Raw genomic sequence first — 20,154 nt, 5'->3', positions numbered from 1 at the left:
ATTTAGCATCTAATTTGTGACATGCAGCGCAATTTGCATTAAAAAGTTCCTTCCCTTTTACTGGATCACCACCTGCAGCAGCAGCCGGAGCAGCAGCTTGAGGCGCCGCCGGAGCAGCAGCATCTTGAGCAAATGAAGTTAGGGAGAAAATTAACGTTAGCGATAAGCTAAGTAGTAATTTTCTTGAGATCGAATTATGGTTACCCACCTTTTTCATATAGTATAATAATTATCTACTAATTTTTGGTATGATTTTTTCTATATCAAATCAACGAAAAACTAATACCTTCTTTTAAAACTTGCACAAAAATACGACTTATGAACTATTCTCAAAACCTTAAAATACTCTTAAATATCAATTTATATCAATTCTAAATAATATCAAAATTTTCCATACAATTTTTAAATACTATTTTTGCATAAAAACCATCACATTATGAGAATTTTAACCCCTTCAAAAAGACTTTTCTTAACGTTAACAATGTTCACTTTAGCGTATAATATTCATGCTCAAGACCAAAATTTAACAGTAAATCAAGATGCCAAATTTGAGCAACTATTGACTGACAAGCGTAAAATTAACACGTCAATAAACACAAATGACACTTATAAAATCCAAATTTTTAGTGGTAAAAGCGAGGAAGCTAAAAAAACCCTGTCTGATTTTAAAAGAGAATACACCACTATTGATGGAACAATAATTTTTAACACACCAAACTATAAAGTAATGGTTGGAAATTTTAAAACAAGAATAGAAGCAGAACGAAATCTCGCTGAGATTAAGAAAAAATATAAAAGTGTTTTTCTAATAAAACCAAGTAAGTAATTTTAAAAACAACACCATATTTACTTAAAAAAGCAACTCCCTTGAGTTGCTTTTTTTTGATATTTACTTTTAATAAAGAGTGTATTCACTATCATAAAAATATCCGCCTGTATATATAATAACTGCAGAAAAACTTCACTTAATTCAAGCAATAATACTTACTTTTTATAAATTATTTTCTGCTTTTAATAACTCTATCACCAAATACAGTAGAAAACTCTTCTTTAACTGCTATCAAATTACTTTTAAAGGCACTATCAGCATAAGGACAATCTACTAGAGTTTTTTCGTTATTCTACCCATTTCTACATCACTATTCCAACGCGCATTTGCAAACTACAAAGCTTTCGCGAAAGTCATGCCCCTTCTTTAAAATTTCGTTCTCCTTATCAGGAAAATTCCACTAAAAACCAACGCTCAAACCAATTAACAGCAGCGTGTACACAAGGAAACAACCTAACTTTATGCAACACATTTCTTGTTCAGGAGTGCATGTTTTTACTTTATTAATCATAAATGGACGCTACGATATAATTTTAAACGGCATAAGCAGACAATCCTGCAACTGTCATTACCCTACGCATAAGCACCTATAACTTAGGTGTTTTCACTTCACTAATCTTGATTCCTAAAGTAGGCTCAAAAGATTAAACTGCCGATGGAAATGTCAAATTAGTATTACTCGCAGCTTGAATAAAGCGAATGCTTTTTATAGATTCGGCGGTCTTTTTATTTCTAAATCAAGTGCGTAAATTTCAGTACCAGATTCTGGCGACAACTACAACAGGAGTAAACTATTTGGCAGTTCCTCTTCGGATAAGTAGCCATATAGTAAATCAGGCAATATTTCTATTAATTGCTCAACGTTTGCAAATACAAGTTGATTCTTATTAGATTGAAACCATATTTACAAACTCGCTAATAATATGAATTATTTTCAATCTCATATAAGCTTCAGTTTACAAACTCATTAATCATTTATTTCAACAACATTTCATCCGTGATTATGAACTAATTCACATCAAGCAAATCAATTCACTCCTTAAATATTACCTAACTTGCCATAAATCACAAACCAGTTGAAGTATATTACATAAACTATTCATCATCTTAAATCAATTAACGGTTACCCTTAAATGGAAAAATAATACGCAAAAGAATCAATAAAATTTTTACAAAACTTAAGATTTTCTTTCATTTATGTTTCATATTAATTGAACATAACAATCTCATCGATACCCACGAACTTTCAATTAATCAAGAAATCTATTAATGTATAAAAGACAAACTAAATAAAAACCCAACTCTTCTAAATACAATATCAGTTAAAGATTTCAATTAAGATATATAGCAAAGAACATTTTAAATTAACATCCTGATATTATTTATGATGACTTATATAAATTTTTATAAAATAAAATACTTCAAATTAAGCGCTGCTAATAAATTTCTTAAAATAAATAAAACAAAAAAAGTCCCAATTTTCATTGGGACTTTAAAATATATTTATTGAGTATTATTTCAATTTCTTTTTAATTGCAACTTCATGGTATGATTCAATAACATCTCTTTCTTCAATGTCATTATAACCTTTAATTTGAATACCACAATCGTAACCTTTAGCAACTTCTCTAACATCGTCTTTGAAACGTTTCAATGCAACAAGTTCTCCTGTATGCACTACTACTCCATCTCTAATAACTCTAATTTTAGAAGTTCTCATGATTTTACCATCCATAACCATACAACCAGCGATTGAACCCACTTTAGAAATTTTGAAAATCTCACGGATTTCAGCTGTTCCTAAAATCTCTTCTTTCATCTCTGGAGCTAACATTCCTTCCATCGCATCTTTCAAGTCATCGATAGCAGCATAGATAATAGAATAATAACGGATATCGATTTCTTCTTTATCAGCAAGTTGTCTCGCATTTCCAGCAGGACGAACGTTAAATCCAATAATGATCGCATCAGATGCAGAAGCCAACATAACGTCAGTTTCAGTAATTGCTCCAACTCCTTTATGGATAATGTTAATTTGGATTTCTTCAGTAGAAAGTTTAGAGAACGAATCTGACAATGCTTCGACAGATCCATCAACGTCTCCTTTAAGGATTACGTTCAATTCTTTAAACTGACCAAGAGCAATACGACGACCAATTTCATCAAGTGTAATATGTCTTTGTGTACGTACAGATTGTTCACGCATTAATTGAGAACGTTTTGATGCAATTTGTTTTGCTTCTTTTTCATCTTCAAATACATTGAACTTATCACCTGCGGTCGCAGCACCATCAAGACCTAAAACAGATACCGGAGTCGACGGCCCGGCTTCTAAAACAATATGTCCTCTTTCATCATGCATGGCTTTAATTTTACCATGATGTTTACCTGCCAACATATAATCTCCCACTTTTAAAGTTCCGTGTTGAACTAATATAGTAGAAACATATCCTTTTCCTTTATCTAAGAAAGCCTCAACGACAGTTCCCTGTGCTGCTTTATTAGGATTCGATTTTAAATCTAGAATCTCAGCTTCTAATAATACTTTTTCTAATAATTCTTTCACACCAGTTCCTACTTTTGCAGAAATATCATGTGATTGAATTTTTCCTCCCCAATCTTCAACAAGTAAATTCATACCTGCTAATTTCTCTTTTATTTTTTCAACATTAGAGTTGGGCTTATCAATTTTATTGATGGCAAAAATAATTGGCACACTAGCTGCCTGAGCATGACTAATTGCCTCTTTTGTTTGTGGCATGATATCATCATCCGCAGCAATTACAATAATTGCAATATCAGTAACTTGAGCTCCACGTGCACGCATCGCGGTAAACGCCTCGTGACCGGGAGTATCTAAGAATGCTATTTTCTGACCATTATCTAAAGTTACTCCGTAAGCTCCAATGTGTTGTGTAATACCTCCAGATTCACCAGCGATAACATTTTCTTTACGAATATAATCCAGTAAAGATGTTTTACCGTGATCGACGTGACCCATTACAGTAACGATTGGCGCTCTAAACACTAAATCTTCTTCTCTATCTGCAACAACTTCTATTGCTTCTTCAATATCAACAGTGATAAATTCAACTTCATAACCAAATTCATCAGCTACAATAGTTAATGTTTCAGCATCTAAACGTTGGTTCATGGTAACCATGATACCAAGAGACATACAAGTTCCAATTACTTTAGTAATCGGCACATCCATCATAATTGCAATTTCACCAACAGTAACGAATTCTGTAACTTTAATAGTTTTACTTCCTTCATCAATTGCTCTTTGCTCTTCATCAGATTTCTGACGGTGCGTATCTCTTTTATCTCTTCTGTATTTAGCGGCTTTAGATTTTCCACCTTTACCCTGAAGTTTTTCAAGAGTCTCTCTAATTTGGTTTTTTACTTCCTCTTCAGTAGGCTCAACTTTAGCTACAATTGCAGGACGGTTTCCTTTTACGAATCCAGGTCTTGCACTTCTGTTAGCATTAAAACCTCCACCACCAGTATTTGGTGTAATTTTATTAGGATTTGGAGTTCCCGGTGGATGAGTTGTAGTAGGTTTTTGCGCTCCCGGAGTTCCCGGTTTAGGCGCAATTCTTTTACGCTTATTTTTATTCGCGTTATTTCCAGCTCCCGGAGCTCCTGGTTTATTAGGAGTTATCTTTGGATCTTCTTTCTTTTTCTTAGGTTTATTAAATTGAGATAAATCAATTGTTTGACCTGTAAGAGTAGTTCCGGATAATTTTTGATACTGAGTAGTGATTGTCTCTTCTGCAGTTGCAGGATCAGTTGAAACAACTGGCTCTTGTGCTACTTTAGGAGTATTCTCTACTTTTGCTTCTTTTTTATCTACTTTCTCTACTTTTTCTGTAATAATAGGTTTTTCTACCTTTTTCTCTTCAGAAACTACAGGAACCACTGGTTCAGTCTGTACAACTTCTTTTTGAGCAGGTTTTTCTGTTTGAGTTTGAGCAACAACTGCTTTAGGCTCTTCAGTTTTAACTGGTGCCTCAACAGGAGTAGAAACAACTGCAGGTTTCCTAGTTGGATTCAAATCAATTTTACCTACTTGAACAGGTCCTGTTACAACTGCTTTCGCTTTTATAATTTCCTGTTGTTTTTGGCGCTCTTCGTCTTGTCTGCGTTTGTCTTCAATTTCTTTTTCACGTTCTACACGCAAAGCTTCTTTTTCTTTTCTTTTCTCCTCACCCACTTCTTTAGAAGCTTCTTTGTTCCCCTTATCGCCCGCAAATTGGCTTTGTAGGATATTAAATTCGCTATCAGAAATTTTCGCATTTGGATTTGCATCAATAGCAATTCCCTTATCTTTTAGATAATCAACAGCTCTTTCTAACGAAATATTTAATTCCCTTAAAACCTTGTTTATTCTTATTACTCTCTCTTCAGACATATAACCTTTTTATTATTACCTTTTTCGTTGTGTTGTTAGAGCAGATAACTAGCTATCAAACTCTTCTTTTAGTATTTTCATAACATCAAGAATAGTTTCCTCTTCTAAATCTGTTCTTCTAACTAAATCTTCTACCTCTTGCTTTAAGATACTTCTAGCTGTATCTAAACCAATTTTTGCAAATTCTTCGATAACCCAGCCTTCAATTTCATCTGAAAACTCAGTTAATTCAACGTCATCATCTTCACCACTGGCAACATCACCTTCTCTGATAACATCCAGCTCGTAACCTGTCAACTGACCCGCTAATTTTATATTATGACCTCCTCTACCAATTGCTTTAGAAACTTCTTCTAATTTCAAGAAAACTTCGGCTCTTTTATTTTCTTCATCAATTTTGATCGAAGAAACTTTTGCAGGGCTTAATGCTCTTGTAATAAACAATTGAATATTACTTGTATAGTTGATTACGTCGATATTTTCGTTTCCTAATTCACGAACAATTCCGTGAATACGAGAACCTTTCATACCAACACAAGCTCCAACCGGATCAATTCTATCATCATAAGAATCCACAGCTACTTTTGCTTTTTCACCTGGAATACGCACTACATTTTTAACTGTAATTAAACCGTCAAATACTTCAGGAATTTCTTGTTCAAACAATTTTTCTAAAAACTTCTCTGAAGTTCTAGACATAATAATTTGAGGTTTATTTCCTTTTAATTCAACGCTTTCAATAATTCCACGAACATTATCTCCTTTACGGAAAAAGTCAGATGGAATTTGTTTTTCTTTTGGAAGCACAATTTCGTTTCCTTCGTCATCTACTAAAATAACAACTCTTGGACGAACGTGGTGCACTTCGGCAGTATAAATATCACCGATAATATCTTTAAATTGCTTGTAAAGATTTGTATTATCGTGTTCGTGAATTTTAGATATTAAGTTTTGACGTAAAGCTAAAATAGCTCTTCTTCCTAAGTCAATTAATTTAACCTCTTCAGAAACTTCTTCGCCAATTTCAAAATCCGCTTCGATCAATCTCGCTTCAGTCAGGGTAATTTCTTCGTTCTCAAAATCAAGATCCTCATCAGCAACGATTACACGTCTTCTCCAAATCTCCATATCTCCTTTATCAGGATTTATAATGATGTCAAAGTTATCATCAGAACCGTATTTTTTCTTCAATGCATTTCTAAACACATCCTCTAAAATTGCCATAAGCGTTACACGATCAATAAGTTTATTATCTTTAAACTCTGAGAATGAATCGATTAATGCTAAATTTTCCATGCGAATTCTTTAATTAAAATGTTACTGTAACAATTGCCTCTTTAATTTCTGTATAAGGTATTTGTTGCTCTTTTTGAACTGTTTCTTTTCCTTTTCCTACTTTTTTCGGTTCTCTTGCTTCCCAAGACAAAATTATAAAAACATCGTTAGCTTCCACTAATTCTGCTTCAATTTTTTCAGTATTTGTAGTAACAATCAATGTTCTACCAATATTTTTTATGTATTGTCTTGTAAATTTCAAGGGTGATCCTACTCCAACCGATGCTACTTCAAGCGAAAAATCCTGCTCTTCACGATCCAGATTATTCTCGACTGCACGACTTACATCAATACAATCCTGCAGCGCTACTCCATTATCACCGTCTAAACCAACACTAATTTTGAAAGAGTCTGAAATACTCAGATCAATCAAAAAGATAGATGGCTTTTCTAAAAGAGCCTCTGCAATTAATCCGTTTACTTTTTCTTTAAATGTCATAATTTTATAAAAAGAGGGGACACTTAGTCCCCTCATTATTTAGATTTTAATAAATAACGGTGCAAATATAGTGTTTTTTTTATAAATCAAAATAAATAGATTGCTCTAAAAATATTTCTTATCTTTATAAGAGCATTAAAACAATAGAATTTCACATTATTTAACCCAAAAAACTATGAAAAAAATTCTAGTCCCTACTGACTTCTCGGAACACGCAGAAGACGCCTTAAAAGTGGCAGCACAAATTGCTAAAAAAAACAACTCCGAAATTATCGTTTTGCACATGCTTGAATTACCAAGCCAAATGAGTGATGCGGTTTTAGGCGGAGCAAGTATTCCGGAAACCATGCTTTTTATGAAAAAAGCCAACGAAATGCTGGACGAAATTTCATCAAGACCTTATTTAGATGATATTTCGGTTACTGAAATTGTAAAAATGGATAAACCAATTCACGGAATTTCACAAGTAAGCAAAGATTATGACGTGGATCTAATCATAATGGGATCTCACGGCTCTTCAGGAATCGAAGAATTACTAATTGGGTCTAATACTGAAAAAGTAGTTCGTAATTCTGAAATACCCGTTTTGGTTATCAAAAAAAACATTACAAATTTCAGTACGTCAAATATTGTATTTGCCTCTGATTTTTCTGACGAAACAAAAAAACCTTTCGAAAAACTCTTAAACTTTACAAAATCATTTGAATCAAAAATACACTTAGTTACAATTTGCACTCCAAACAGTTTTAAGCCTACTCACGTTGTAGAAAAATCGATGAATGATTTCGCTAGTGAATTTAGCCTTACCAATTACGAAACACATATTTATAATGATACTAATATTGAAAAAGGAATCATCAATTTTTCAAACAGCATAAATGCAGATCTTATTGGAATGTGCACACACGGAAGAACAGGTTTTGCTCACTTTTTTAACGGAAGCATCAGCGAAGGTTTGGTAAATCATGCTGTTAAACCAGTTCTAACATTTAAAATTTAAAAAATATCTTACTAAATCTATTACATCAACAAACCTCTTATCGGAGGTTTTTTTATGCAATAAGAACAACAAACTTCAAAATAAAAAAGAAATCTTAATGAGCTTTTCAACAAAGTTTCTTTGAGCTTTCTAACAAAGTCGCCCGTGCTGTTAATTTGGATCTTTGTCAAATAAAATCATAAAATACAAACATGAAAACAATAGACAAAATTTACATTAACGGCGAATTCACAACTCCGGAAGGGACAGAATATTTCGATCTTATTAGTCCAACAACAAATGAAAAACTGGGAAAAGTACTTTTAGGAAATCAAAAAGACACACAAAAAGCAATAGCCGCAGCTAAAGAAGCATTCAAAACTTTCTCTAAAACCACAACAATAGAAAGAATTCAATATTTAGAAAATATTCAATCTTCTATAGAAAAAAGAAAAGAAGAATTTATCAATGTAACGGTTGAAGAATACGGTGGAACACTTCAATTTGCAACAATTAGCTACACTTATATGCTAAAAAGTTTTCAATCGGCAATTCGACTTTTAAACACTTATGATTTCACCAAAACAATGGGAGAATCAGAAGTTCAAATGACATCACTTGGCGTAGTTGGAATTATTATTCCGTGGAACTCAAGCAATGGTTTTATCTGCAGTAAACTTTCGACCGCAATAGCAGCAGGATGTACCGCGGTAATAAAACCAAGCGAAATGAGTGCGCAGCAAACTCAATTAATTACCGAATGCCTGCACGAATCCGGATTACCAAAAGGTGTTTTCAATATTGTAAACGGACTAGGAGAAATAGTTGGAGCAGAAATAAGCCGACATCCTGATGTTGCAAAAATCTCCTTTACAGGCTCTACAAATGTTGGGAAAATTATTGCGAAAGAAGCTGTGGAAACCATGAAACGCGTCACACTTGAACTTGGCGGAAAATCACCAAATATCATTCTTGATGACGCAAATTTTGCAGAAGCAATTCCGCTTGCGATAATTGCTGCTTATATGAATAGCGGACAAGCATGTATTGCAGGAACCAGGTTATTAGTTCCAGAAAACCGAATAGAAGAAGTAAAAGAACTTGTAAAAAAAGTAGTCTCAAACACTATTGTTGGAAATCCAAAAAACGAAACGACTTCAGTTGGACCAATGGTAAGCAGCAAACAATATGAACGCGTTCAAAGTTATATTCAGATTGGAATTAACGAAGGCGCCGAAGTTCTAATAGGCGGATTAGGAAAACCGAAAGGTTTAGAAAAAGGAAATTTTGTAAAACCAACGGTTTTTGTAAACGTAAACAATCAAATGCGAATTGCAAGGGAAGAAATTTTCGGCCCTGTTTTATCTATTATTACTTATAAAACCGAAGAAGAAGCAATTGAAATTGCCAACGATACTACTTACGGATTACAAGCTTATGTAAGTTCATCAAACGAAAACCGAGCTCACAAAGTTGCATCACAAATAAATGCCGGACGAGTACAAATAAACGGAATTGGTCATGATCCAATGGCGCCTTTTGGAGGATTTAAACAATCAGGAATCGGACGAGAATTTGGCACAATTGGACTCGAAGCTTATCTTGAACCAAAAGCCTTAATTCGATAAATTTAAAAAAACAGATCCGGAAATTTTTGGACAAAAGACTTTTCCGGATCTTTTAGTAATTTTACAACATGACTGCAAAAATAATCACTAAACCAAAAATACTATACTCCTGCTATTTTGCGCGTAGTCGCGAGGGAGAACATTTTATACCGGAACATGTATTTAGCTATCAGATTTCAGGGGAAAAGATAGCTTCTGACAGTAAAAATACGTATCATTCAAAAGAAGGAGATTTTCGCTTTAGCAAAAGAAATCATTTAGCAAAATTCGTGAAAATTCCACCCGAAGGAGGAGAATTCAAAACAATATCACTTTTTTTAGATCAGGAAATTCTGCGTGAAATAAACAGAGAACTTAATTTTAAAATCAACAAAAAATCAGATTCTGAAGCAATGATTTCATTAGCTCCAAATCCGCTTTACAAATCTTTCATGGAGTCGCTTATTTCTTATCTTGAAGTGGAACAGGAAAACAACGAAGCTTTATTCCATTTAAAAATAAAAGAAGCCGTTCACCTTTTACTCAAAGTAAATCCTGAATTAAAAGATATCTTATTTGATTTTAACGAGCCTGGTAAAATAGATCTGGAAGCTTTTATGAATAAGAATTTTCATTTTAATGTGCATCTAACACGTTTTGCTTATCTCACAGGCAGAAGTTTAGCAACATTTAAAAGAGATTTTCAAAAAGTTTTTCAGGAAACGCCGGGAAAATGGCTATTAAACAAAAGGCTTCAGGAAGCTTATTACTTAATCAATCAGGGAAATTCGCCATCAGAAGTTTATATAGGAGTTGGTTTTGAAGATTTATCTCATTTTTCATTTTCATTTAAAAAGAAATTCGGAGTTGTTCCGTCTTCCTTACTTTTGAAATAAAAACAGATAATTAAAATTCCAAATTGCATAAACTCGCAGTTTTGACAGAATAAGAAATACCACCAAATAGAAATAAACAGAAAATCAAAGATTTAAACAATCTCTATCGTTCCAGAATTGAAATTTGGAAGTTTAAAATTGGAAGTTATTCAGTGAAAGTTCATCGCATAAAAAAAGCCTCTCGAATGAGAGGCTTTTTTGTTGGTCTACAAGGACTCGAACCTTGAAAGACTGCACCAAAAACAGTTGTGTTACCATTACACCATAGACCAGTAAAAGCGGTTAAGCGAGTGCAAATTTAAAGCTTTTTTTAGTTTGCGCAAACTTTTTGATGAAAAAAAATCATTTTTATTCATTTTTTTTTCTTCAGAATCCCTAATAATCTCGCAAGTATTTAGCAAACAATACGTTACTTTTATCAAATACTTTTATAGAATTTTTTGTTAATGCTCGTTTCTTTAAACAAAAAAACATTTTCTTTGTAGGATAGAAAACATACAAAATTTTAACACCTAAATATGGCACAATTCAATTTCAATAAATGGAATACTATTATTGGTTGGTTTGCATTTGCAATCGCTTTAATTACTTATACACTAACTGTTGAACCTACAATGAGCTTTTGGGATTGTGGAGAATACATTGCCACAGCAGCCAAATTAGAAGTTGGTCACCCGCCAGGAGCGCCTTTATTTCAAATGATAGGTGCATTTTTTGCCATGTTTGCCATAGACGCACAACATGTAGCGGTGATGGTAAATATGATGTCTGTTTTCTCAAGTGCATTTACTATTCTATTCTTGTTTTGGTCTTCGTCTATGATATTGAAAAAAATCATAGCTCGATTTAGCGAAATCAATCAAAACAATTCAATTGTTATATTAGGAAGTTCTTTTGTAGGAGCTCTTGCCTATACTTTCTCAGACAGTTTTTGGTTTAATGCAGTTGAAGCCGAAGTCTATGCAATGGCTTCTTTATTAATTGCATTGCTTTTCTGGCTTGGTCTTCGTTGGGAACAAGATATGGACGAACCTAAAGGAAACAAATGGTTATTACTTATATCGCTTGTTGTAGGACTTTCATTTGGAGTTCACTTTATGGCTTTATTAACCATTCCTTCAATAGGATTTCTTTACTACTTTAAACATTATGAAAAAGTTACTATCAAAAACTTTCTTATTGCTAATGTTGTAGTAATTGGAGTTTTGCTATTTATTTTCAAATTGCTTCTGCCATTGACTATGGAAGCTTTTGCAGATACCGAAGTTTTTATGGTAAACAGCATGGGATTGCCTTTTAATTCCGGAACTCTATTTGTGGTTTTATTTTTAATTGCGTTCTTTTATTTTGGATTAAAATATACCAGACAAAAAGGACTTGTTTTCTATAATACTATAATACTTTGTGTCTTATTTATTTTTATTGGATTTTCAACCTGGATGATGTTGCCGGTTCGTGCCAATGCGAATACTGTAATTAATGAAAATAAACCATCTGATGCTGCCGAAGTTTTAGCCTACTATAATCGTGAACAATACGGAGTAAATCCTTTGTTTTACGGACCTCAATACACAGAAGTTTTTGCCGGTCTTGATGCAAAAAATCCTTACTCAGACAAAAACCCTAACTACGAAAGAGATTATAAAACGGGTAAATATATCATTACCAATAATTTTAAAAACGCTAGTCAAAATACAGACGATAATCAAAAAACGATTCTGCCAAGAATGTGGAGTACTGAAACCGGACACATTCAAAACTACATCAGTTTTACAAATCCTCCTAAATTTAAGATAAATCCTAATTACGATTATGAACAGGATTTAGGAAAATACGGAATTGATGCAAGTCAGTTAAGCGAAGAAGAATACAATAAAGCGACAGCGCAATTGCGTACTGAAGTTGAAAAAACAATTTCTGAATTCAGAAAAGCCTATTCTCAAAAACAAATTGACAACGAAGGTTACGTTAAATTCCTAAGAAGCTACGGCGATTATTTAATCATCGAAAAACCAACAACAGTAGATAATTTCAGTTTTATGTTCGAATATCAATTTGGATATATGTATTTTAGATATTTAATGTGGAATTTTGTTGGACGTCAAAGTGATGTTCAGGGAAAATACGACAATCTTGACGGAAACTGGATTAGCGGTATCAAAGCGCTTGATTCATTACACCTTGGATCACAAGACAATTTGCCATCAGATGTTTTAAACAATAAAGGAAGAAACGTTTATTTCTTCTTACCATTTATATTAGGACTTATTGGACTAATGTATCACGCAAATAAAGATCTTAAAAGCTTTTATGTGCTTTTAGCATTGTTTTTATTTACCGGGATTGCATTAAAAATCTACTTAAACGAGCGACCGTTTGAGCCTCGTGAAAGAGATTATGCCCTTGTAGGATCATTTTATGTATTTGCTATCTGGATAGGCTTTGGAGTTTATTCGCTCTATGAAAGCATTCAGAAATATATTGCCCCTAAAATTGCCGGTCCGGTTATTATTGCGGCAAGTTTATTAGCCGCTCCGGTTTTAATGGCATCTCAAAACTGGGATGATCACGACAGATCCGGAAAATATACTGCGGTTGCAATGGCCAAAGCATATTTAAATTCCTGTGATAAAGATGGTATTTTATTTACTATAGGAGATAATGACACTTTCCCATTATGGTATGCTCAGGAAATTGAAGGTATTAGAACCGATGTTAAAATTGTAAATACAAGCTTATTTATGACAGATTGGTATATTGATCAAATGAAGGCGAAAGCTTATGAATCTGATCCGTTACCAATATCATTTACACATGACGAATATGTAGGTGATAAACTGGATTATGTAGCTTACATTCAAAAAATTGATACACGCTGGAACATTAAGGATTTTATTGATTTTATCAAGAATCCTAAATCAACTGTAGGTTTGCAAAACGGACAAATAATTCATTTTTATCCAACAAATAAAATCAGAGTTCCTGTTGATAAAAATACGATCATCAAAAACAAAGTTGTTAATCCTAAATACAATGATTCAATCGTTCCTTACATGGATATTGATATCAAAGGAAGCGCACTTTATAAAAATCGTTTAATGATGCTGGATATCCTTGCTAATAACGATTGGAAACGACCAATTTATTTTAGCGGAGGCGCTTTTGACGATGAAGATTATTTATGGTTGAAAGATTACTTACAACTTGACGGAATGGTCTACAAATTAGTTCCTGTTAAAAATACGCCTTCAAAAGATGGCGGACCAATGGATATGGGGCAAATTGATGCTGATAAAATGTATGATATTGTAATGAAATGGGACTGGGGCAATAGCAACGGCAACATTTATCATGATCCGGAAACCAGAAGAAACAGCATTACATACCGTACAAATTTATCCCGTTTAATGGACCAGCTTATTGTAGAAGGTAAAATTGATAAAGCTAAAAATGTTATCAATTTAGCAATAACAAAAATGCCGTTGGATAAATTTGGATACTATTCATTAGTTGAACCTTTTGCAGGAGGATATTATAAAGTGGGAGAAACTGCAAAAGCACATGATTTGCTTAATAAACTAGTTCAGAAATATAAAGAAGAACTAAACTATTATGCTACTTTAACACCTGGCGATCAAACTGATTTAGCAATTGATATTATTACTGATATTGAGCGTTACAGAAGCTTATTACAGGTTATGAAAGACCATAAAGATATTGCTTTCTACGAGAAACAAAAAGTCACTTTTAATACTTATGTAAACGTTTTTGAACGTTTTGGAAGAGAAAAAGAATAATATACGAAAAACATAGCAATAAAAAAAATGCAGCGCTGCTTGATATATAGCGCTGCATTTTTTATTTTTACATATCTGCAAATCAATTTAAAATGAGCTTTTATTGGGTAAAAACTAATTCTTTTATAAAAACGGTGTTTTCTAAGTATTGCTGGGATATCCCAAACAATGAAAAGAAGATCTACCTCACTTTTGATGATGGACCAACTCCGGAGATTACAGACTGGGTTTTATCTGAATTAAAAAAGTTTGATGCAAAGGCTACTTTCTTCTGCATTGGAAAAAATATAAAAGCTAATTTATCTTTATTCGAAAAATTAATTACAGACGGACATTCTATAGGGAATCACACGATGAATCATATAAACGGCTGGAAAAGCCAAACTGATGACTATATCGAAAGTGTTAAGAATTGTGCTGCCGTTCTGGAAGAAGAAAAAACATGCAACCTTATATTTCGTCCTCCTTACGGAAAAATAAAAAAGGCTCAATCTAAAATTCTAAGAAAACTGGGATATAAGATTATTATGTGGGATGTTTTAAGCGCTGATTTTGATCAGACTATAACTCCTGAAAAATGTCTTGAAAATGTTACTAAAAATGTAAAATCCGGAAGTGTAATTGTATTTCATGACAGCATAAAAGCCTCGCCTAATTTAAAATTTGCGTTGCCTAAAACCTTACACTTTTTAAAAGAAAACGGATATACATTTGATATTATTCACTAAATAATATCAGTAAAGAAGTATTTTTTATACGCTGAATTGATCCTGGACAATTCCAATGATTGTATTTGCATCAAGTTCACCTGATTGTCTCCAGATCATTTGCCCTTCTTTATAAATCATTAAAGTAGGAAGCCCTTTGATTCTTAGTGCTTCTGCTAACTCCTGATTTTTATCCACATCAATTTTAATCACTTTGGCTTTATCGCCTAGCGCAGCCGCAACATCCTTAATTACAGGATGCATTGATACAGATGATTCGTTCCAATCTGTGTAAAAATCAATCAACACTGGAACCTGAGCATTTATAAGTTCTCCAAATTTTGACATATAACCAAAAATTTAATTCTTTTTTAATCTGTTAAAAAGAGATATTTATATACAAATGTAGCATTTTTAACGAATTAAGCCACATTGTTCCCTTTTTTTAGTTCTATTACTGTTATTTCAGGCATAATACCCACTCTTCCCGGATAAGCGTGAAAACCAAATCCGCGATTTACATAAACGTATCGGCCTACATTTTCGTATAAGCCAGCCCATTGTTTGTAAATATATTGCGCCAGACTCCATTTAAAATATCCAGGAATTTCAATCCCGAATTGCATACCGTGCGTATGACCTGATAATGTTAAATGAAAGTTTTTAGGATGATTTTTAATCTCATATTCCCAATGACTAGGATCATGACTCATTAATACCTTAAAATCGTCCTGATGTACATTTTGGGAAGCTTTATTTAAATCTCCTGCCTTTTTAAAATTCTGACCCCAATTCTCAACTCCAATCAGTGCGATTTTATCAGCGCCTTTTTGAATATAAGTATGTTCGTTTAATAAAAGTTCAAAACCTATTTGACCATATAGCTTTTTTATTTCCTCAAAATTTTCATCTTTCTGTTTTTCAGAAGGCCATGTCACATATTCACCGTAATCATGATTCCCTAAAACAGAAAATTTCCCGTATTTATAAGGTTTAATTCTATTGAAAGTTTCTAACCACGGATGCATTTCCTTAGCATGAGTATTTACAATATCTCCTGTAAATAAAATCATATCTGCTTCCTGCTGATTAATCAAATCTATCGCATAATTTATTTTGTCCGGATTATCAAAACTTCCGCTATGAACGTCTGAAATCTGAGTGATTTTAAAACCATCAAAAGCATCCGGTAAATCTGGAAAATAGATTGTTTGTTTAAATACCTTAAAATTATATTTTCCTTCAAAAATTCCGTAAATTAAAGATAAAAATGGCACAGCTGCTAAACCCAAAGCGATCTGACTGATAAACTTTCGTCGGTTTGGCATCATTTCAGAACGTGAAGCATTGTACATGAAATAATTCAGGATGCTTGCCCCTATTCTAAAAATATCTTCTCCGAACATTACCAGCGTTAAAACTATTTTTGGAACATAAACCAGCAACAATAATCCCATTGTAAACATGGTTTGTTTGGTTTGCCCAACAGAACGATCAAACTGTGTAAAAGAGTAAATGATAAAAATTAAAAGCAGTAAACTTATAATTTGATAACTTACCAAAACCCATCTTAATTTTATTAAAGTACGAAAGGCTTGATAGGAATAGAACTCAATAAATAAAAAAAGAGCACATAGAAGTACAAAACGTAAGATCATTATTTATAGTTTTAAGCAAAGTAACAAAGAATGAAATTTTTATTGCTTTTTATTATCAAAAATTTAACTCAATTAATAACAAAAAGCTGATAGATTTCTCTATCAGCCTTTTCTCTACCAAATTTTTTAAAACCTTTTAATCCACAACATAGTTTACAGATGTAAACTAAAGTCGTATTATTTTTTAGCTTCTGGTTTAGCTGCTTCTGCTTTAGCCTCTGCTTTTTTAGCTTTTTTATCTGCTTTTTTGTCTTTTTTAGGAGCTTTAGCTTCTTTTGCAGGAGTTGTTTGTGCTGGAGTTGTTTGAGCGCTTACCATTGCAGTTGTTCCTAAAACAGCTACTGCTAACATTACTAATTTTTTCATGATTTGTAGTTTATGATTATTATTATTTTCATTTATTATACCTCAAAGATATAATCACTAAATGAAGATTAAATGAAGATTGAACTACTCTCGCAAAATTAACTTTTTATTGTGTTTTTGAAACTTCAGGAAACAATAACATAAAGCTTGCACCTTCATTTATTACCGAAGTCACTTTAATCTCTATATGATGAAAAGAAGCAATACTATCAGCAATTGCAAGCCCTAAACCTTGCCCATCCTGATCTGAACTTATTCTGGCAAACCTGTTGAATATATTCTGGATTTGAGAAGCATTCATTCCAATACCGGAATCCGTTATAGAAATGAAATAATTATTTTCTACAAAACCATCGGCTACAATAATACTTCCGTTTGGCTTATTATATTTTATAGCATTAGTAACTAAATTATAAATCAAAATATGAATCAGCGTTTTATTTCCTTTAAAATTAAAATCATGCTGCATTTGATTTAAAAACTGAATTTCTCTATCATCAATCCTGTCTTGCAAATCCTCTTGAAGATTCGTTATAATCTCATGAAAATTTACATCTTCGTTTGCTGCATATTGGTTGTTTTCAATTCGGGAAATTAGTAATAAGTTATTGATGATTTTTTTTAACATGTCTAATGTTCTAAGCGAGCCTGCAATTTTATCAAAAGCATTATCATCTAAAGAATCATTTTGAAGCAAATTCTCGAACTTGTTTTTAAGCAAGGCAATTGGCGTGAGCAATTCATGAGAAACATTAGAAATAAATTGTTTTTCTTTTTTAAAAAGCTCTGCAATGCGATCCATCATCTGATTTAAAACCGAATCAAGTTCTCTAAAATCCCTCGACCTTGCCTTTATTGGGGTATGATCAAAAGCTTCAGGTTCATTGACTCGCCTGATTTTTGTGTCAATAATTTTATAAAAAGGCTTTAGCAAATATTCGATATAGAAAGTATCTGCCAAAAAAGTAATAAAGAGTATCACTACAAATACAATTATAATAAAAAACCTAATGATAAAAGTCAGGTCGTTTACTTCGCCAAGACTGCTTCCTATTTCCAGCTGATATGCCTGATTTTCATAAACAAAATGATATTGTAAAATTCTATATTCATTTTCTTCACCTTCAATAATTCGGTATTCATTAGTAAAAATAACTTTCTTTTGATGGGGTTTTATTGGAGATTTTGAAAGTACCAAAAACTCACTGTGTAATGTAGAAAATTGAGAATAAGTTTCGGTTGAATCATCTGAATTTTCGATAAAATCATTAATCTCATTTCGGTCTAAATGATCTATGAATTTCTGCTTTTTCTCCAGCAATCCATTATTAATATGTCTGTAAACAACATTTTCAACCAAAATAGGCAGCATTAGCCATAAAATTAAAATCACCAACAATCTTGTTAGTGCATTAAAAATAGCCAATTGATGTTTTATCTTCACAATACTTATTTATTCATTTATACGATAACCAACATTTCTAACAGTTTCAAACCAATCTATCGTAGTATGTTTATCGAGTTTTTTACGGAGATTTCGAACATGAACATCTATAAAATTAGAATCTGAATTTACCTCCAGAATATCTCCCCAAATATGTTCTGTCAATTGTAATCTGGTAATTACTCGGTTTTTATTCAGAACTAAATATTGAAAAATATCAAATTCTTTTTTGGTAAGGCTAATTGGGATTTCATCATAACTCACTTTATAATCCTGAAGTTGCAACAAAAAACCATGAATGCTCAAATTGTTCAAAGTAAAACCATGAATCCTGCGAATCACAGCAAACAATCGCGCACTTAATTCAGTCAAAGCAAAGGGTTTTGTCAGATAATCGTCGGCACCAAGATGCAAACCATTAATTCTGTCGTCTAATTCGCCACGTGCCGTAAGCACAATTACAGCCATTTTTGATTTTGTTTTCCTAACCGTTTTCAAAACATCAAAACCATCTCCGTCAGGCAAACCAAGATCAAGCAGCATTGCATCATAATCATTACTGCTTACCTCTTCTAAAGCATCGGCGCAATTATGGGCAATTTTACAAACATAACCTACATTGCACAAAAAATCATAAACTTCTACAGCAAGTTCCTTATTATCTTCAACAATTAAAATATTCATATCACAGCATTTAAGCGCAACTAAATTTAAGCAATTATAAAAAATACCGTTACGCATTATTAAAAAATTAACGAATCAAAAAAAGCCGATAAATTTCTTTACCAGCTTTCCCATCTGCATTCTTCATAATCATTACTTCTGTTTTGCTTACTTTACAATCTTTGAAAATAAAACAGAAACAATTCGTATTATTTCATTTTAGTTGCTTCTGCCTTTGGAGCTTCGCTTTTTTCAGTTTTCGCTTTTTTGTCAGTTTTGCTTTTGTGGTGTTTTGTAGCTTTCACTTCTTTAGCCGGAGCTGTTTGAGTTGGAGTTGTTTGAGCACTAACCATTGCACTTGTTCCTAAAAGTGCTACTAATACGATAAATAAATTTTTCATAATTTCTAATATTTTAAATTAATTAACCTTTTATTTTATAATAACTTTTTCTTATTTTTTTACTTTAACAGCTTCCGCTTTTGGAGCCTCACTTTTTTCTGATTTCACTTTTTTATCAGATTTGTTTTTAGGGTGTTTTGTCGCTTTTACTTCTTTTACGGGAGCGGTTTTTACATCTTTTGCAGGAAATGCGCTTACCATAACACTTGTTCCTAAAACTGCAACTAATAACATCAATGCATTTTTCATGATTTCTAATATTTTAAATTAATAACATTTTATTTTATAATACCTTTTGTTTATTTTTTTACTTTAGCTTCTGATTTTGGAGCTTCAATTTTTTCTGATTTTGCTTTTTTACCGGATTTCGCTTTTGGCTCTTTTGTAGCTTTAACTTCTTTTACAGGAGTTGTTTTAACTTCTTTTGCCGGAGCTTTTTTTACCGGAGCCGGAGCTGCTGTAACCATTACACTTGTTCCTAAAACGGCAACTAATAACATCAATAAATTTTTACTCAAGCGTAGTTTATTGTTTTTTTTGTTTTCGTGAATCTGCGATTTCATATTTTCTAAGATTTAAATTGATACCCTTTATTTTATAGATCAAATGTACCTCTGTA

Annotated in this window: 18 protein-coding genes and 1 tRNA gene; 6 read left to right on the top strand and 13 right to left on the bottom strand. The window is 32.6% G+C overall.

The genetic code is table 11. The annotated features are described in order from the left end of the window. A partial coding sequence (locus ACHZDT_RS06170; protein ID WP_394773757.1) for a c-type cytochrome occupies positions 1–217 on the bottom strand: 217 nt, incomplete at its 3' end. A gap of 219 nt (positions 218–436) precedes the next feature. On the opposite strand from ACHZDT_RS06170, the gene ACHZDT_RS06165 reads away from it, so the two are divergent. After that, positions 437–826 (top strand): SPOR domain-containing protein, encoded by a 390-nt coding sequence (locus ACHZDT_RS06165; protein WP_394773756.1) that lies wholly within the window; start codon positions 437–439, stop codon positions 824–826. Positions 827–2,342: 1,516 nt separating this feature from the next. Here the strand turns inward: ACHZDT_RS06165 and infB are convergent. Genes infB through rimP form a run of 3 tightly spaced genes read right to left on the bottom strand, consistent with a single transcriptional unit; the run spans position 2,343 to position 7,017 of the window. After that, positions 2,343–5,243: a translation initiation factor IF-2 gene (gene infB, locus ACHZDT_RS06160; protein WP_394773755.1), complete on the bottom strand. Its 2,901-nt coding sequence runs from the start codon at positions 5,241–5,243 to the stop codon at positions 2,343–2,345. Positions 5,244–5,291: 48 nt separating this feature from the next. Continuing rightward, positions 5,292–6,539: a transcription termination factor NusA gene (nusA, locus tag ACHZDT_RS06155; RefSeq protein WP_065448016.1), complete on the bottom strand. Its 1,248-nt coding sequence runs from the start codon at positions 6,537–6,539 to the stop codon at positions 5,292–5,294. Between the two features lie 13 nt (positions 6,540–6,552). Then, complete coding sequence (gene rimP / locus ACHZDT_RS06150; RefSeq protein ID WP_213295285.1) at positions 6,553–7,017, bottom strand: ribosome assembly cofactor RimP; 465 nt, start codon at positions 7,015–7,017, stop codon at positions 6,553–6,555. A gap of 175 nt (positions 7,018–7,192) precedes the next feature. Here rimP and ACHZDT_RS06145 point away from each other — a divergent pair, with 175 nt between their 5' ends. The 3 genes from ACHZDT_RS06145 (at position 7,193) to ACHZDT_RS06135 (ending at position 10,499) form a co-directional block, all read left to right on the top strand. After that, positions 7,193–8,017, top strand: a complete 825-nt coding sequence (locus tag ACHZDT_RS06145; protein WP_394773754.1) for a universal stress protein — start codon at positions 7,193–7,195, stop codon at positions 8,015–8,017. A gap of 191 nt (positions 8,018–8,208) precedes the next feature. Beyond that, positions 8,209–9,624 (top strand): aldehyde dehydrogenase family protein, encoded by a 1,416-nt coding sequence (locus tag ACHZDT_RS06140; protein ID WP_394773753.1) that lies wholly within the window; start codon positions 8,209–8,211, stop codon positions 9,622–9,624. A gap of 68 nt (positions 9,625–9,692) precedes the next feature. Next, positions 9,693–10,499 (top strand): helix-turn-helix domain-containing protein, encoded by an 807-nt coding sequence (locus ACHZDT_RS06135; protein ID WP_394773752.1) that lies wholly within the window; start codon positions 9,693–9,695, stop codon positions 10,497–10,499. A gap of 201 nt (positions 10,500–10,700) precedes the next feature. Here ACHZDT_RS06135 and ACHZDT_RS06130 read toward each other — a convergent pair. Continuing rightward, positions 10,701–10,771 (bottom strand) — tRNA-Gln (locus ACHZDT_RS06130). Between the two features lie 246 nt (positions 10,772–11,017). Between ACHZDT_RS06130 and ACHZDT_RS06125 the strand changes: the two genes are divergently transcribed. Both ACHZDT_RS06125 and ACHZDT_RS06120 read left to right on the top strand, forming a co-directional pair. Continuing rightward, a complete protein-coding gene (locus ACHZDT_RS06125; RefSeq protein ID WP_394773751.1) occupies positions 11,018–14,296 on the top strand; it encodes a protein O-mannosyl-transferase family in 3,279 nt (1,092 codons plus the stop codon). A 92-nt stretch (positions 14,297–14,388) separates the two neighbouring features. After that, entirely contained in the window at positions 14,389–15,024 is a 636-nt protein-coding gene (locus ACHZDT_RS06120) for a polysaccharide deacetylase family protein (RefSeq protein ID WP_394773750.1), read from the top strand. A gap of 24 nt (positions 15,025–15,048) precedes the next feature. Here ACHZDT_RS06120 and ACHZDT_RS06115 read toward each other — a convergent pair whose 3' ends face one another. The 8 genes from ACHZDT_RS06115 to ACHZDT_RS06080 form a co-directional block, all read right to left on the bottom strand. Then, a complete protein-coding gene (locus ACHZDT_RS06115) occupies positions 15,049–15,351 on the bottom strand; it encodes a co-chaperone YbbN (RefSeq protein ID WP_042566267.1) in 303 nt (100 codons plus the stop codon). 74 nt (positions 15,352–15,425) lie between these two features. After that, the gene (locus tag ACHZDT_RS06110; protein ID WP_394773749.1) at positions 15,426–16,661 is read right to left on the bottom strand and encodes a metallophosphoesterase; all 1,236 of its coding nucleotides are present in this window, start codon (positions 16,659–16,661) and stop codon (positions 15,426–15,428) included. 177 nt (positions 16,662–16,838) lie between these two features. Next, positions 16,839–17,027 carry a hypothetical protein gene (locus tag ACHZDT_RS06105; protein ID WP_394773748.1) on the bottom strand — a complete coding sequence of 63 codons (189 nt, stop codon included), beginning with the start codon at positions 17,025–17,027 and terminating at the stop codon, positions 16,839–16,841. Between the two features lie 106 nt (positions 17,028–17,133). After that, positions 17,134–18,471 carry a sensor histidine kinase gene (locus ACHZDT_RS06100; RefSeq protein WP_394773747.1) on the bottom strand — a complete coding sequence of 446 codons (1,338 nt, stop codon included), beginning with the start codon at positions 18,469–18,471 and terminating at the stop codon, positions 17,134–17,136. Between the two features lie 9 nt (positions 18,472–18,480). Beyond that, entirely contained in the window at positions 18,481–19,155 is a 675-nt protein-coding gene (locus tag ACHZDT_RS06095; protein WP_394773746.1) for a response regulator transcription factor, read from the bottom strand. A gap of 188 nt (positions 19,156–19,343) precedes the next feature. After that, complete coding sequence (locus ACHZDT_RS06090) at positions 19,344–19,535, bottom strand: hypothetical protein (RefSeq protein ID WP_394773745.1); 192 nt, start codon at positions 19,533–19,535, stop codon at positions 19,344–19,346. Between the two features lie 51 nt (positions 19,536–19,586). Next, positions 19,587–19,784, bottom strand: a complete 198-nt coding sequence (locus ACHZDT_RS06085) for a hypothetical protein (RefSeq protein ID WP_394773744.1) — start codon at positions 19,782–19,784, stop codon at positions 19,587–19,589. A 50-nt stretch (positions 19,785–19,834) separates the two neighbouring features. Further along, entirely contained in the window at positions 19,835–20,098 is a 264-nt protein-coding gene (locus tag ACHZDT_RS06080; protein WP_394773743.1) for a hypothetical protein, read from the bottom strand. Positions 20,099–20,154 lie beyond the last annotated feature (56 nt).

It is taken from the genome of Flavobacterium sp. (genome assembly GCF_043722275.1).
Classification (GTDB): Bacteria; Bacteroidota; Bacteroidia; order Flavobacteriales; family Flavobacteriaceae; genus Flavobacterium.
Note: the sequence above shows the minus strand (reverse complement) of the source record. Positions and strands in the feature narration are given on the sequence as shown.

Coding starts and splice junctions, on each gene's coding strand:
- ACHZDT_RS06165 (WP_394773756.1), top strand. CDS start 437: ATGAGAATTTTAACCCCTTCAAAAAGACTTTTCTTAACGTTAACAATG.
- infB (WP_394773755.1), bottom strand. CDS start 5,243: ATGTCTGAAGAGAGAGTAATAAGAATAAACAAGGTTTTAAGGGAATTA.
- nusA (WP_065448016.1), bottom strand. CDS start 6,539: ATGGAAAATTTAGCATTAATCGATTCATTCTCAGAGTTTAAAGATAAT.
- rimP (WP_213295285.1), bottom strand. CDS start 7,017: ATGACATTTAAAGAAAAAGTAAACGGATTAATTGCAGAGGCTCTTTTA.
- ACHZDT_RS06145 (WP_394773754.1), top strand. CDS start 7,193: ATGAAAAAAATTCTAGTCCCTACTGACTTCTCGGAACACGCAGAAGAC.
- ACHZDT_RS06140 (WP_394773753.1), top strand. CDS start 8,209: ATGAAAACAATAGACAAAATTTACATTAACGGCGAATTCACAACTCCG.
- ACHZDT_RS06135 (WP_394773752.1), top strand. CDS start 9,693: ATGACTGCAAAAATAATCACTAAACCAAAAATACTATACTCCTGCTAT.
- ACHZDT_RS06125 (WP_394773751.1), top strand. CDS start 11,018: ATGGCACAATTCAATTTCAATAAATGGAATACTATTATTGGTTGGTTT.
- ACHZDT_RS06120 (WP_394773750.1), top strand. CDS start 14,389: ATGAGCTTTTATTGGGTAAAAACTAATTCTTTTATAAAAACGGTGTTT.
- ACHZDT_RS06115 (WP_042566267.1), bottom strand. CDS start 15,351: ATGTCAAAATTTGGAGAACTTATAAATGCTCAGGTTCCAGTGTTGATT.
- ACHZDT_RS06110 (WP_394773749.1), bottom strand. CDS start 16,661: ATGATCTTACGTTTTGTACTTCTATGTGCTCTTTTTTTATTTATTGAG.
- ACHZDT_RS06105 (WP_394773748.1), bottom strand. CDS start 17,027: ATGAAAAAATTAGTAATGTTAGCAGTAGCTGTTTTAGGAACAACTGCA.
- ACHZDT_RS06095 (WP_394773746.1), bottom strand. CDS start 19,155: ATGAATATTTTAATTGTTGAAGATAATAAGGAACTTGCTGTAGAAGTT.
- ACHZDT_RS06090 (WP_394773745.1), bottom strand. CDS start 19,535: ATGAAAAATTTATTTATCGTATTAGTAGCACTTTTAGGAACAAGTGCA.
- ACHZDT_RS06085 (WP_394773744.1), bottom strand. CDS start 19,784: ATGAAAAATGCATTGATGTTATTAGTTGCAGTTTTAGGAACAAGTGTT.
- ACHZDT_RS06080 (WP_394773743.1), bottom strand. CDS start 20,098: ATGAAATCGCAGATTCACGAAAACAAAAAAAACAATAAACTACGCTTG.